The sequence below is a fragment of the Qipengyuania vesicularis genome (assembly GCF_019711415.1).
GTDB classification, from domain to species: Bacteria; Pseudomonadota; Alphaproteobacteria; order Sphingomonadales; family Sphingomonadaceae; genus Qipengyuania; species Qipengyuania vesicularis.
This window is the reverse complement of record NZ_JAIGNJ010000001.1, coordinates 876,191-889,629: the sequence shown is the minus strand read 5'-3', so window position 1 is coordinate 889,629 and position 13,439 is coordinate 876,191. Positions and strand designations below refer to the sequence as shown.

10 protein-coding genes are annotated in these 13,439 nt (G+C 61.5%); 9 read left to right on the top strand and 1 reads right to left on the bottom strand.

Going from position 1 to position 13,439, the window contains the following annotated elements:
* The first annotated feature begins 3 nt into the window (after nucleotides 1-3).
* Genes nuoL through K3146_RS04400 form a run of 7 tightly spaced genes read left to right on the top strand, consistent with a single transcriptional unit; the run spans nucleotide 4 to nucleotide 8,442 of the window.
* Nucleotides 4-2,001, top strand: a complete 1,998-nt coding sequence (nuoL, locus tag K3146_RS04430; protein ID WP_221545222.1) for an NADH-quinone oxidoreductase subunit L — start codon at nucleotides 4-6, stop codon at nucleotides 1,999-2,001.
* Complete coding sequence (locus K3146_RS04425; RefSeq protein WP_221544961.1) at nucleotides 2,001-3,545, top strand: NADH-quinone oxidoreductase subunit M; 1,545 nt, start codon at nucleotides 2,001-2,003, stop codon at nucleotides 3,543-3,545. The genes nuoL and K3146_RS04425 overlap by 1 nt, the downstream gene beginning before the upstream one ends.
* A complete protein-coding gene (nuoN, locus tag K3146_RS04420) occupies nucleotides 3,545-4,999 on the top strand; it encodes an NADH-quinone oxidoreductase subunit NuoN (protein WP_221544960.1) in 1,455 nt (484 codons plus the stop codon). The genes K3146_RS04425 and nuoN overlap by 1 nt, the downstream gene beginning before the upstream one ends.
* Nucleotides 4,996-5,718 carry a biotin--[acetyl-CoA-carboxylase] ligase gene (locus K3146_RS04415; RefSeq protein ID WP_221544959.1) on the top strand — a complete coding sequence of 241 codons (723 nt, stop codon included), beginning with the start codon at nucleotides 4,996-4,998 and terminating at the stop codon, nucleotides 5,716-5,718. The genes nuoN and K3146_RS04415 overlap by 4 nt, the downstream gene beginning before the upstream one ends.
* 2 nt (nucleotides 5,719-5,720) lie before the next feature.
* A complete protein-coding gene (locus K3146_RS04410) occupies nucleotides 5,721-6,497 on the top strand; it encodes a type III pantothenate kinase (protein ID WP_221544958.1) in 777 nt (258 codons plus the stop codon).
* Nucleotides 6,494-8,152: a ribonuclease J gene (locus K3146_RS04405; RefSeq protein WP_221544957.1), complete on the top strand. Its 1,659-nt coding sequence runs from the start codon at nucleotides 6,494-6,496 to the stop codon at nucleotides 8,150-8,152. Before K3146_RS04410 ends, K3146_RS04405 begins: the two co-directional genes overlap by 4 nt.
* A gap of 17 nt (nucleotides 8,153-8,169) precedes the next feature.
* Nucleotides 8,170-8,442, top strand: a complete 273-nt coding sequence (locus tag K3146_RS04400; protein ID WP_221545221.1) for a DUF1467 family protein — start codon at nucleotides 8,170-8,172, stop codon at nucleotides 8,440-8,442.
* A 1-nt stretch (nucleotide 8,443) separates the two neighbouring features.
* On the opposite strand, the gene K3146_RS04395 is transcribed toward K3146_RS04400, so the two are convergent.
* A complete protein-coding gene (locus tag K3146_RS04395) occupies nucleotides 8,444-11,074 on the bottom strand; it encodes a coiled-coil domain-containing protein (RefSeq protein ID WP_221544956.1) in 2,631 nt (876 codons plus the stop codon).
* Between the two features lie 187 nt (nucleotides 11,075-11,261).
* Between K3146_RS04395 and K3146_RS04390 the strand changes: the two genes are divergently transcribed.
* A complete protein-coding gene (locus K3146_RS04390) occupies nucleotides 11,262-12,440 on the top strand; it encodes a hypothetical protein (protein WP_221544955.1) in 1,179 nt (392 codons plus the stop codon).
* A 53-nt stretch (nucleotides 12,441-12,493) separates the two neighbouring features.
* The gene (locus K3146_RS04385) at nucleotides 12,494-13,438 is read left to right on the top strand and encodes a hypothetical protein (protein ID WP_221544954.1); all 945 of its coding nucleotides are present in this window, start codon (nucleotides 12,494-12,496) and stop codon (nucleotides 13,436-13,438) included.
* Nucleotide 13,439 lies beyond the last annotated feature (1 nt).

Below are 13,439 nucleotides of genomic sequence, written 5' to 3'. Positions count from 1 at the left end.
TCCATGCTCGCCATCGTCTTCCTGCCGCTGATCGCCAGTATCGTTGCAGGGCTCGTCAACAAGAGCGCTCCGAGCGTGTTCGCGAAGTCGATCACGACCGGCGCACTGTTCATCAGCGCGCTACTGAGTTGGCCGATCTTCCTCGGCTTCGTGAATGGAAGCCTCACCGAGGACGTCGTCCCGGTCCTCACCTGGGTGCAGTCAGGCGATCTCGCCTTCGACTGGGCGCTCCGGGTCGATACGCTAACTGCGGTCATGTTGGTGGTGATCAACACAGTGTCGGCGCTCGTCCACCTTTACAGTTGGGGCTATATGGAGGAAGACCCGGATCAGCCGCGCTTCTTCGCCTATCTCTCGCTCTTCACCTTCGCCATGCTGATGCTGGTGACCGCCGAAAACCTCGTCCAGATGTTCTTCGGTTGGGAAGGCGTGGGCCTCGCCAGCTACTTGCTGATCGGTTTCTGGTTCAAGAAACCGAGCGCCAATGCCGCTGCCATCAAGGCCTTCGTGGTCAACCGCGTGGGCGACCTCGGCTTCATGCTCGGCATCTTCGGCACGTTCCTCGTGTTCGGCACGGTCTCGATCCCCGAGATCCTCGAAGCTGCACCCGCGATGAGCGGCGCAACCATCGGCTTCCTCGGCATGCGGGTGCACACGATGGATGTCCTGTGCATCCTCCTGTTCATCGGCGCGATGGGCAAGTCGGCACAGCTCGGCCTGCACACCTGGCTGCCCGATGCAATGGAAGGCCCGACACCTGTTTCGGCCTTGATCCACGCCGCAACCATGGTGACCGCTGGCGTGTTTATGGTTTGCCGCCTGTCGCCGATGTTCGAGACCGCTCCGATTGCGCTCGGCCTTGTCACCTTCATCGGTGCTGCAACCTGCATCTTCGCTGCAACTGTCGGCACGACGCAGTGGGACATCAAGCGCGTAATTGCCTATTCGACCTGTTCGCAGCTGGGTTACATGTTCTTTGCAGCAGGCGTGGGCGCCTATGGCGCGGCCATGTTCCATCTGTTCACGCACGCCTTCTTCAAGGCGCTGCTGTTCCTTGGCGCAGGCTCGGTCATCCACGCGATGCACCACGAGCAGGACATGCGCTATTACGGCGCGCTGCGGAAGCACATTCCATTCACCTTCTGGGCTATGATGGCAGGGACCTTGGCGATCACCGGGGTCGGCATACTTTATGTATTCGGCTTTGCCGGGTTCTATTCGAAGGACGCCATCCTTGAAGCGGCGTTTGCCCGCGGGACTGAACTGGGTAACTTCGCCTTCTGGATGGGCGCGCTCGCTGCGCTCCTGACCAGCTTCTACAGTTGGCGCCTCATGTTCCTGACATTCTGGGGCAAGCCCCGCTGGATCGAGAGCGAACACATCCAGCACACAGTCCACAAGACGCCCGAAGAAGTGGGTGAGGATACGACGGGTGGATATCATCCACACGAAAGCCCCATCTCGATGCTCATCCCTCTTGGCGTTCTGACACTTGGTGCGATCTTCGCCGGGTGGCTATTCAAAGACGCCTTCATTGATGGTGGGCCGGACGGAGTTTCGGGCGCGTTTTGGGCAGGATCGATCTACTTCAACGAGGATCTCGTTCACCGTCTTCACGCTGTTCCATACTGGGTGAAGCTCACGGCGACTTTCGTGATGGTAATTGGCCTGTTCGCTGCTTGGCTCGCCTACATCAAGGACACGTCGATCCCCGGCAAGGCCGCCGAACAGCTCGGCCCGGTCTACCGCTTCTTCTACAACAAGTGGTATTTCGACGAGCTCTACCACTACCTTTTCGTGGTCCCTGCCTTCTGGTTGGGCCGCCAGTTCTGGAAACTGGGTGACATCGGCACGATCGACCGCTTCGGCCCTAATGGCGTGGCCTGGGTCGTCGAAAAGGGCGCAGTCGGCGCCAAGAAGTTCCAGTCCGGATATCTTTATACCTACGCGCTGGTGATGCTCCTCGGGCTTGTCGCCGCAATCACCTGGGTGCTGTTCTGATGGAGTTTCCCATCCTCTCGCTCATGCTCGCCGTGCCGCTGATCGCGGCTATCGCCTGCCTGTTCCTCGATGCGCCTGCCGCGCGCATTACCGCCCTGTTTGCGACGCTGATCAATCTCGCGCTCGGTGTCATGCTCTGGCTGAATTACGATATCGGCGGGGCACAGTGGCAGTTTACCGAAAGCGCGCCACTCTTTGCAGGGTTCGAGTATGCCCTCGGCATCGACGGAATTGCGCTGATGCTGATCATGCTCAGCGTTTTCCTGATGCCGATCTGCATCCTCGCCAGCTGGGATTCGATCACCAAGCGCGTGGGCGAATACATGGCCGCCTTCCTGCTGATGGAAGTGCTGATGATCGGCGTATTCGCTGCGCAGGACCTGTTCCTCTTCTACATCTTCTTCGAAGCAGGCTTGATACCGATGTACCTGATCATCGGCGTCTGGGGCGGCGATAACCGTATCTACGCAAGCTATAAGTTCTTCCTCTACACCCTGCTTGGATCGGTCCTGATGCTGATCGCCATGCTGTGGATGGTGAATGCGGCAGGCACGTCGGACATCCCGACGCTGATGCAGTACGACTTCCCGCCAGAGGCGCAATTCTGGCTCTGGCTCGCCTTCTTCGCCAGCTTCGCGGTGAAGATGCCGATGTGGCCGGTTCACACCTGGCTGCCCGATGCCCACGTCCAGGCACCCACTGCCGGTTCGGTCATCCTCGCAGGCGTGCTGTTGAAGCTCGGCGGCTACGGCTTCATCCGCTTCAGCCTGCCGATGTTCCCCGTTGCAAGCGCGGACCTTGCCTGGCTGGTCTTCGGCCTATCGATGGTTGCGGTGATCTACACCTCGCTCGTCGCGCTGGTGCAGGACGACATGAAGAAGCTGATCGCCTATTCTTCGGTCGCCCATATGGCGATCGTCACGGCAGGGCTGTTTGCCTTCAACGTCCAGGGCCTCGAAGGCGCGATGATGGTCATGCTCGGCCACGGCCTTGTCTCGGGCGCGCTGTTCCTCTGCGTGGGCGTGATCTACGACCGCCTGCATACCCGCGAGATCGCGCGCTACGGTGGCCTCAGCATCAACATGCCCAAGTATGCGCTGTTCTTCCTGCTCTTCACTATGGCGAGTATCGGCCTGCCGGGCACCAGCAACTTCATCGGCGAGTTCCTTGCGCTCGCAGGGATCTACGAGGTCTCGACACTCGTGACGCTGGTCTGCACGACCGGGATCATCCTCGGTGCAGCCTACATGCTCTACCTGTACCGCCGCGTGGCCTTCGGCGAGCAGAAGAATGCCGATGCCGCCGCCATGCCCGATCTCAACGCCCGCGAATGGGCCATGCTTGCCCCGATCGCAGCCGCGGTGCTGTGGATGGGCGTCTATCCGGAAAGCTTCCTAGCCCCCATGCGTCAGGACATCGTAGCTCTCGAAACCCGCCTCGCCAGCGTCGCTCCGCGTTACGACAGCGCGCTCGATCAGGGCACGCCGCGCGAGCATGCGGCCAACCATGTCGTCTTCGAAGGCGACAAGGAGGGAGGTCACTGATGGACTACGCGACCTCGATCCACTTGATGGGCGCGGAGATCGGCCTTTCGGTCGTCGCGCTCGTGCTGCTGCTGGTCACGGCATGGACGAGCACAAAGGCAGCCCGCGGGATTACCGTTGCCGCAGTGGCCGCCCTGTTCGGCGCGCTGGTGTTCAGCATCTCCCTGCCAAATGGCGGCGTGCCGGCCGAAGCGTTCGGTGGCCTCCTGCGTCAAGATGGCTTTGCCCTTTTTGCGAAGGCGCTGATCTACATCGCAACCATCGCCTGCCTCATCGTCGCCCCGACCTATTTCGAGCGGATCGGCGGATACCGGGGCGAATACGCGGTCTTGATGGTATTCAACGCCGTGGGCATGGGCATGATGGTCTCGGCCGTCGACCTGATGACGCTCTACATCGGCCTCGAACTTTCGAGCCTTTCGTCTTACGTTCTCGCCAGCTTCGTCAGGAAGGACCAGAAATCCAGCGAGGCGGGTCTCAAGTATTTCGTCCTTGGCGGCCTTGCCTCGGGCATCATCCTCTACGGGATAAGCCTCGTATACGGCTTCTCCGGCACGACCACCTACGAAGGTGTCCGCGCGGCCTTCGATGCCAACTTCTCGACGGGAGCGCTGTTCGGCTTGGTCTTCGTGCTCGCCGGTCTCGCCTTCAAGATCGCTGCCGTTCCCTTTCACATGTGGACGCCTGACGTCTATGAAGGTGCGCCAACACCGGTAACGGCATTCTTCGCCAGCGCCCCCAAGGTCGCTGCGGTCGCGATGCTGGTGCGGATGGTCATCATCCCGTTTGGCGGACAGGTCGAAGCGTGGCAGCAGATCGTCATCTTCGCCGCCCTCGCGTCGATCGTGGTCGGCGCGCTAGGCGCAATCGGCCAGCCGAACCTCAAGCGCCTGCTTGCCTATTCGTCGATCAACAATGTCGGCTTCATCCTGATCGGTCTGGCTGCGGCAACCGCTGCCGGCGTCTCAGGCGTGCTCGTCTACCTGGCGATCTATGTCTTCATGACGATCGGCAGCTTTGTTGCCCTGTTGATGTTGCGGGATGCAGAGGGCAATGCCCTGTCGACCTTCGATGACATTTCGGGCCTCTCGACCTCCAGCCCCGTGCTGGCGTGGTGCTTGCTCGCGCTGATGTTCAGCCTTGCCGGTATCCCGCCGCTGTTCGGCTTCTGGGGCAAGTTCGTGGTGTTCCAGGCCGCTGTCGAAGCCGACATGATCGCGCTCGCCGCAATCGGCATCGCTGCCAGCGTTATTGGCGCCTTCTACTATATCAAGTTCATCAAGGTCATGTTCTTCGATGAGCCGAAGGGACCCGCGCCGGCCAAGGCTCCGGTATCTCACTGGGCCGTGCTGGGCCTGTGCGTGCTGGTGATTTCGCCGCTTGGCTACCTGCTCACGCCATGGCTGGGTATCGCGGCTGACGCAGCGGCGCAGGCGCTGTTCTCCGCGGCTTGATCCGGACGGTTCCCGAAACCGGCAGCACCAATGCCGACCTCGCAGCACAGTTGCGAGGAGGAGAGGCGCTGGGCGAAGGCGATTGGCTTGTCGCCGACCGCCAGACGGCGGGAAGGGGTCGTCAGGGCCGCACCTGGTTCGATGGTCACGGCAACTTCATGGGTTCGACAATCGTCCGGCCGCATGAGCGCGATCCCGCCCCGGCCAGCCTTGCACTGGTGTGTGGGTTGGCACTCTATGAAGCGGTCGTGCCACTGCTCGCCGATCCATCGGGACTAAGGCTCAAATGGCCGAACGATTTGATGCTCGCCAGTGCCAAGCTGGCCGGAATTCTTCTTGAGCGGGAGGGAGAGGCGATCGTCATTGGCATTGGGGTCAACCTTGCCGCTGCTCCGAAATTGCCCGACCGGGCGACGATGGCATTGTCGGATATCGGGCCATCGCCAGATCGCGATACCTTCGCACAAGGTCTCGCTGCCAGCATGGACCGGGAAATCGAGCGGTGGCGAAGCTTTGGCCTCGAGCCGCTAACGCGCCGCTGGGAAAGCGTAGCCCATCCTCTCGGCACATCCTTGACAGTGATGCCCCCCGGTGAGGAACCGATAGAAGGCACATTCGCTGGATTGACGGCCGACGGAGCCCTGCAACTGCGCTTGGCGGACGGCCAGCGACGTGTCATCCATGCGGGCGACGTGATGCTCGGACAGGAGGAGACCTGAAGATGCTGCTGGCAGCCGATGTCGGAAACACCAATGTGGTCTTCGCTTTGTTCGAGGGGCGCGAAATCAAGGCCCGCTGGCGGATCGCGACCGACCCACGCCGAACAGGTGACGAGTATGCCGTATGGCTCCTCCAGCTCCTCGAGATCGAGGGATATGAGCGCAGCGCGATTACTCAGATCATCATCGGATCGGTCGTACCGCGCTCGATCCACAACCTCAGCGTCCTGTCGCGTAAGTACTTTAATGTAGAGCCGATGATTGCCGGTGCGGGCGATACCGACTGGGGCATCGCGATCGATGTTGACGAACCGCGATCGCTTGGCGCTGACCGCGCGCTCGATGCGATTGCCGCGCATGAGAGGTACGACGGCGACCTGATCGTTATCGACTTCGGAACTGCCACCACGATCGATGCGATCGACTTCAACGGGGCCTACAAGGGCGGCATCATTGCGCCGGGGATCAACTTGTCGCTTGATGCTCTGGTGGGCAATACGGCCAAATTGCCGCGCATAGCCATCGAGAAGCCCAAGAGCGACAGCGTAATCGGGCGCAACACCGAGGACCAGATGCTGATCGGGGTCTTCTGGGGCTATGTCGCGCTTATAGAAGGACTGGTGGCCCGGATGAAGAAGGAAATCGGTCGCCCAGCCAGGGTGGTCGCCACCGGCGGGCTTGCGCTTCTATTCGATGAAATCACCGACCTGTTCGACGAGGTAGACAGCGATCTGACGCTGCTAGGCCTTGCCATCCTTGCGGAGCGCGCATCGTCTTGAAGAAAAATTACAAACCCGAAGACGAACTCCTGTTCCTGGCGCTTGGAGGCTCGGGCGAGATTGGCATGAACGTCAATCTGTATGGCTGCCAGGGCCGCTGGCTGATGGTCGATCTGGGAATGACCTTCTCGGGCGGAGAGTATCCCGGTGTGGACCTGGTCTTTGCGGACCTCGAATTTATCGAGGAGCGAACCAGGGATCTCGAAGCAATCGTCCTGACCCATGCGCACGAAGACCATATTGGTGCCGTGCCGTATTTTGCCGCGGACCTTGGCGTGCCGATCTATGCGACGCCGTTCACGGCCGAACTGGTCCGCCGCAAGCTGGAGGAGGCGGAACTGGAAGGCGTGGTCGAACTCAACATCATCGAGGAAGATCACGGCCAGTTCTCTGTCGGCCCCTTCGACATCACCTATATCCCGCTCGCCCATTCGATCGCCGAGGGTAACGCGCTACTGATCGACACGCCACATGGCCGGATATTCCACACCGGCGACTGGAAGCTCGATGAAGATCCGATCATCGGCGAACCGACTACCGAGGAGGAACTCACCGAGATAGGTGACGAGGGCGTGCTTGCCCTTGTGTGCGACAGCACGAATGTCTTCAATCCATCGCCCAGCGGGTCGGAAGGCGCGGTCTTCAAGGGTTTGCTGGAGGAGGTCCAGCGGCACGCCGGCAAGCGCGTATTGGTAACGACCTTCGCCAGCAATGTCGCGCGACTTCACACCCTGGGCGAAGTCGCCCGCGAGACCGGGCGGCAGCTCTGCGTTGCCGGTCGTTCGCTCGACCGGATCATCGATGTTGCGCAGGAGAACGGATATCTGGCCGATTTCCCCGAGCCGGTCGATTTCGATACGGCCATGGGCATGCCGCGCGGAGAAGTGCTGATCCTCGCGACCGGCGGTCAGGGTGAGCCAAGGGCGGCGCTCTCTCGCATTTCTGAAGACAATCACCCCATCGAGCTAGTCTCGGGCGATGTCGTATTATTCTCCAGCCGTCAGATACCGGGCAACGAGCTTTCTATTGGTGCGGTGCAGAACAGGCTTGCCGCCAAGGGTGTGACCATGGTCACCGACCGGCAGAGCATGATCCACGTCTCCGGTCACCCCGGACGGCCCGAACTGGAAGCGCTCTATGGTTGGCTCCGGCCGGACATCCTTGTCCCGGTGCATGGCGAGATGCGCCACATGCAGGAGCAGGCCCGGTTAGGTATCGCGAATGGCATCCCCGATGCGGTGGTTCAGCAGAACGGCGATATCGTAAGGCTTGCGCCCGGCGCCCCAGGAAAGATTGCCGAGGTAAGGGCAGGGCGGCTCGTTCTCGATGGCGACATAATCGCACCTGCAGACGGAGACAGCATCGTGATGCGTCGCCGGATCATGCACGAGGGTGTGCTAATCGTGGCGCTCGACGATCGCCTCAATCCGCTGATCGACAGTCTCGGCCTGCCGCTGGACGAAGACTACGAGGACTTTGTGGCTGAAGCCATTCAGGATGTCCGCACTGCGATCGCAAAGCTCAAGGGCGCCGATCGCAAGTCACGCGGGGCGATTCACGAGGCGGCCCGCCTTGCTGCGCGCCGGGCCGCCCAGCGATGGTCTGGGAAGCGCCCGCAGGTAAGGGTGCTCCTACCGACTGTGGGGCTGGACTGACTGCCATGACCCTTCCCATGGAATGGACCTCGATCCTCGCGATCTATGCCCTCTTCTGGGTTGTAAGCGCCTTCGTGTTGCTTCCCTTCGGTGTGCAGACCCACGAAGAGGCGGGAATCGAGAAGGTTGCCGGGCAGGCGGACAGTGCGCCTGCCAACTTCCGGCCGCGCCTGATCGCCAAGCGGGCGACCGTACTCGCCGCAGTCCTGTGCACGGTTTATGTGCTCAACTATTCCTACGGATGGATTACGCCGGAAGACCTGATCTTCTGGGGTCCAGGAGCCCGCTAGGCTACTGGCGCAACCGTTCGAGGGCTTGGGCAAGCACGACATAAAGCTTGCCCATATCGCTCGACAGCAAGGTGACGCTCACCGCATTCCCGTCGCGAGTCGACAACAGCGTGCGCAGCATCGCCTCGAAATCGTGAATGTAGCGGTTGACGTGTTCGCGGAAATCGCTGTCATTGTCGTAGAGTTCGGCGATCTCACGGGCCTCGGCGTTATCGAGCAGACGCACTGCGCGACGAGTGAAGATTCCCCGATCCCCGCGGAGGTAGCTGGCCCAAGCGGTGTCGGTTACCTCGCTTGAGAGCGCCTTGGCGATATCGATCGAATTCGAGTTGAGGCTTTCGGTAATCAGAGCGACCCGCCGCGCGAAATCGTGATCGACTTCCTCGATAGCCTGCTCGCGCGCGTGGGCGATGCGCGATTCCAGATTGACCGTCAGTTCGTTCAATCTGCCCAGCTGGTCACGCAGATGCTGGGTCATGTCGCGCGTTGCCTGGTTGGAGCGGGCACGCTCTTCGTCAAGTTGGGCGAGGGCGTTCTGGGTCTTATCCGCAAGGGCTTCGTCGATAGCCCTCGTGCTGCGTTCGCCGATGCTGTCGGCGATACGCTGGATCCGGCCGGCTTGCTCGCTCTCGATATCGGCTAGTGCGACGCGCGCCTTTTCTTCGAGAGCTGCGATAGCTTCGCGCAATTCGCCTTGGACTTGGGCTGCAAACTCATTGCTGTCGTTCGCGAGCGCCGCGAGGTTGGCGCGCAGGCCCTCTACCGTTTCGATCTGCCGCGAAGAGCTGCCCTCGAAATCCGTGTTGAAGCTGCCAAAACCTTCCATCGCAGCATGAGTCCGGGCTTCGATCTCGCTCATTCCCTCGTTCAGGAGTTCACCCGAGACCCGCGCATTTTCAAGCAAGGCGTGCACGTCATTGGCGCGCTTCTCGATCTCGGCGAGACGTTCTTCGGACGCGACCATGGCACGCGGCAGTTCTTGGCTGCTGTGCTTGGCGCTGGCCTGGATCAATTCTAGCAGACGCACGCTTGCATCCGTGAGGCGGACGATTTCCTGGTCTGTCCCGTCAAGTGCTTCGCGGCTGTTGCGCAGCTGGCCAACCAGTGCATCGATGCCACCGGCGAGCGCTTCCTTGGCCTCGTGCCCCTGCGCAGCGATTGAACCGAAGGTCTCGCCAAGCTGCGCGATGCGGCCACCGAGGGCCTCGCCTTCTTCGGCCATGGCGGCAAGCTGGGCACGCTGGGCCTCGCGACGTTCTGTAATAGCTTCGTCGAGCGCGGCCATTCGTGCTTCGAGTGAAGCTGCCAGTTCGTCTTGGGCTTCGGTCAGAGCGCCGGTTCGGCGAAGTGTCTCCTCCTCGAACTGCCGGTTGCGTTCAGTAATACGCGCATCGATATCCGTCGCCTCGCTGAACAGGGTTTGCAGCTTGGCATTGGCCGATTCCATGGCCTTCTCATCGACCTCCCGGATTTGTGCGAGAGTTTCTTCGAGGCGGGTCTTCAGCGCGTCGATCTGGTTGCTCCACGCACCCAGCGCGATGTCTTCGCCCTCGCGCACAGAGGCGGCGATCTGCGCAGCCTCGTCGCGCAGCGAGGCAATCCGCCCACGCATGGCAGCGACAAGCTGTTCTTCCTCTGCGCTAGCTGAGGCGTGAGTTTCTGCCAGTTCGGTACGCAGTGCCATGCTCCGCGCACGAAGCGCTGACAGTGCCTCGATTTCCTGCGCCTGGAGGTCGTTGCGGATGACATTGCTGCCTTCCGCAAGGGCCGCAAATCGCTCTGCCGTAACTGTTTCGAGTTCGTTCGCCTGTTCGGTGAAGGCCATAATCGCTTCATCGACCCGCTTGCGCAGCGAGCCAACCTGGCGTTCGCTGGCCTCGCCGAACTCATTGAGCCGTTCGAATCCGGCCACGAGCGCACCAAGCTGGTCTTGCGCCGTGCGCCCGACGCCTCCGATCTGGTTCGAGACATCGCGGGCAGAGTTGGCGATCACGGGCAAATTGTCGCGCAGCTTCTCCATGTTTTCGAGCGCTGCGGTGCTTGTTCCGGCGATGGCGTCCACCTGCTGGCCATTGTCATGGATGAGGCCCTGCAACCGGTCCGCATGTTCGGATATCTTTTCCGAGGCGCTTCGACCAAGATATTCGAGATCGCGCGACTGGTTGCCCAGGAATTCGCGGGCAAGGCTCAACTCGCGGTTCACGGTGACGAGGCGGCGTTCGAGCAGGGCGGATTCTTCCGAGAGGCTGCGCGCGACTTCGCCGTAACGCAGCGCTTCGCGCGTCGAATTGCGCTGGACGAGCATCCAAACGGCGAGCACCAGCAGCACAGGAACCGACCAGCTCACTATCCAGCTGGCCCAGGCCTGCGCGGTTCCGCCAGCAAGGATGTCTGTGCGGTTCGCCCAGAAGTAGAAACCTGTCCATACAGCGATGGCTAGAAGCGAAAGGCTCGGCGTGATCCAGCCGCGCGATGGCCGTTCGATCTCTTCCTCGTACCACTCCTCGTAGACCGGCTCTTCCTCGGCGACAGGCTCTTCCGCCATCGTGTTTTCGAGAACGAGGGTGTCTTCCTCGGCTGCTGTCGGAGCAGTTTCGCCTTCAACGACAGTGATATGCGAGCGTTTTGCCATTCCGGCAGCATATCACAAACACGGGCATCAGGAAGGCTTGTTAACCATTCGAACCCGTAGCCAGCGCGGCCTGGCGCGCCATCAGCCACTGAAGCGATGAATTTCCGGTGGCATCTACCAGTCTATCCTTGGCAGGCGGGCCGCCCACTTCCTATGAAGCAGACATGCCGGATTGGAAGGACAGGCCTTGCGCATAGCCCTGCTGTCGACACTCGATGGGAGCCCCGAGGTGCGCAGCCCGCGGCCGGCATTTGCCAGCTTCGCAGGTGCAATGGTGGTCGAACGGCAGCTCGATCTCGCGGTCAAGCTGGGCTGCGACCGGGTCGTGTGTCTCGTCGATGCCATTGAACGCGAAGTGGTCGAACTGCAGAACCGGGCGGAGAGCGCTGGCGTGAAATTCCGCGCGATCCGCCACCCGTCCCGTCTGCTCGGCATGGTCACCGCCGAAGACGAGATTTTCGTGATTGCGCCGGGAATACTGCCCGATGACGAGGCGGCAATCGAAGCCCTTGAGAAGCGCGCTGTCCTCGCATTCCCGGCAGATCTCGCGGTGCCGCTTGGATACGAGAGAATTGATCTTGAGCTCGCCTGGTCCGGCATCATGCTGGTGCGCGGTGAACTGATAGCACGCCTTGGGCAGCTACCCGATGACATTGATGTCCCCTCGGCGGTGATGCGGATCGCATTGCAGGGAGGCTCGAGGCTCATAACGCTCGACCGTGAACTGCTTGCAGAGGGGAACTGGCACCTCAATGCCGACAGGCAGGCGCTCGACGAGCGGGAGAAGCGATGGATCGATTCCCAGCGCAAGGCGATTTCTTTCCGGGGTCCGGGGCTGGCGATTGCCGAACGGGCCGGAGCCCGGCTTGCCCGCGATGTCGTGGGGCAATCGGCGCAACCCGTGCCCACCGCTGCTGCTGGCATATCGGCTGTTGTGGGTCTGGGGGCGGGGGCCTTCGGTTTCCCCGCAATCGGGTTGGTCCTGACAGCGCTCGCGGCGCTCTTTGGCCACATGGGAGGCGTGGTCGAGCGTGTGGCACAGCTTGGGAGGCCTGAGCGCAGGCCGAACAAGGTGCTGAGGGCCCTCGATTGGATGATCGATCCGATCCTGATCGTCCTGCTTGTGCTGGCTGCACCTGAAGACCTCGGTTTCCTGCGCGGGTTTGTGCCCATAATGCTAATCGGCTTGCTCAGGCTTTCAGAGCGCCACGCCAGCAGGAAGTGGCGTGAAACCTATGCCGACAGGATCCTGCTTTGTTTCCTGCTTTCGCCCGCAGCTTTTGCAGGTTTCTCGACCGAGATGGCCGCTGCTTTGGCCTTGCTGGTCTTGCTCAGCCGCTTCTTCCCGACTTTTCGTGACGACTAACGGCGAATTAACCACACGGGTGCTACGCGCACGGGATGGAACGGGCTTTTGCCATGGATGAACGGGGGAAATCCTCTAGCGATGACCTGCGCCGCGCCTTGGCGCAGGGTGACGCCATGCTTGAAGGTATCGGACCGATTATCGGCCATCTACTCTCGGCTCCCGATCATTCACTGTTCAGCGACGAGATCGTTGCGCGAGTGCGCGGGATGCTCGCCGATCTGGCGCGGCAGGTGTTGCGGACGCAGGCGGAAGCGACCGGCCAGAAGGGCCGTGATGCCTTTGCCGATCGTCATGGCGAAGCGCTTGCCGAACATCTCCAGGCTTCCTCAGGGCTGCTGTTGCACTGCCACGCTCTCGCGATCGAGTGGCAACTAACGGAAAAGCTCGAAGACCAACTGGGCATCGACCCTGTGCTCGCGCCTCTGCTCCAGCGGTTGATCGCAGACAGTGACGGCACGGTTTCGAGTGCGGCCATGGCAGCCTTGGCCGCGCAGGCCCGCTTTGCGCAGGCACAACGGCGCATGGAGCTCCCGCTGGGCGAGCTTCCCGGCGACCTGCTACACGAATTACTCCTCGCCTGGCGCCGATATTGCGGTGAAACACGCAGTGATGCCGTTGCGCGGGCAGAAGGAAAGCTGCGCCAGTCCTTCGATGAGAGTAGCGGTAGGCTGGCCCTGTTCGCGCGATTGGTATCCAGTTCCAGCGGTACGTCCCGCAGCGCCCTTGCAATCGAGGATGCCGGGGCCGCGCTTTTCCTTTCCGCACTGGCCGAACGCAGCGGTCAGACCCGCGAACTCGCCATCCTTTCCAGTCACGCCCGCCAGACGGTACGCCTGGCCTTGGGGTTGCGTGCTGCCGGATTGGACGCGGAACGGATCGATGAGACCTTGCTTCGTCTTCATCCGGGTGCGGCCCCCGTGACCGGTCTTGAAGGTATCGACCAGGACACGGCGCGCGGAATCCTGCTCGCCTCCGGCCACGGGAAGAAACGCTGAT

Excerpts from the sequence above, each read along its gene's own strand:
- nuoL (WP_221545222.1), top strand. The coding sequence starts at position 4 with ATGCTCGCCATCGTCTTCCTGCCGCTGATCGCCAGTATCGTTGCAGGG.
- K3146_RS04425 (WP_221544961.1), top strand. The coding sequence starts at position 2,001 with ATGGAGTTTCCCATCCTCTCGCTCATGCTCGCCGTGCCGCTGATCGCG.
- nuoN (WP_221544960.1), top strand. The coding sequence starts at position 3,545 with ATGGACTACGCGACCTCGATCCACTTGATGGGCGCGGAGATCGGCCTT.
- K3146_RS04410 (WP_221544958.1), top strand. The coding sequence starts at position 5,721 with ATGCTGCTGGCAGCCGATGTCGGAAACACCAATGTGGTCTTCGCTTTG.
- K3146_RS04400 (WP_221545221.1), top strand. The coding sequence starts at position 8,170 with ATGGAATGGACCTCGATCCTCGCGATCTATGCCCTCTTCTGGGTTGTA.
- K3146_RS04395 (WP_221544956.1), bottom strand. The coding sequence starts at position 11,074 with ATGGCAAAACGCTCGCATATCACTGTCGTTGAAGGCGAAACTGCTCCG.
- K3146_RS04385 (WP_221544954.1), top strand. The coding sequence starts at position 12,494 with ATGGATGAACGGGGGAAATCCTCTAGCGATGACCTGCGCCGCGCCTTG.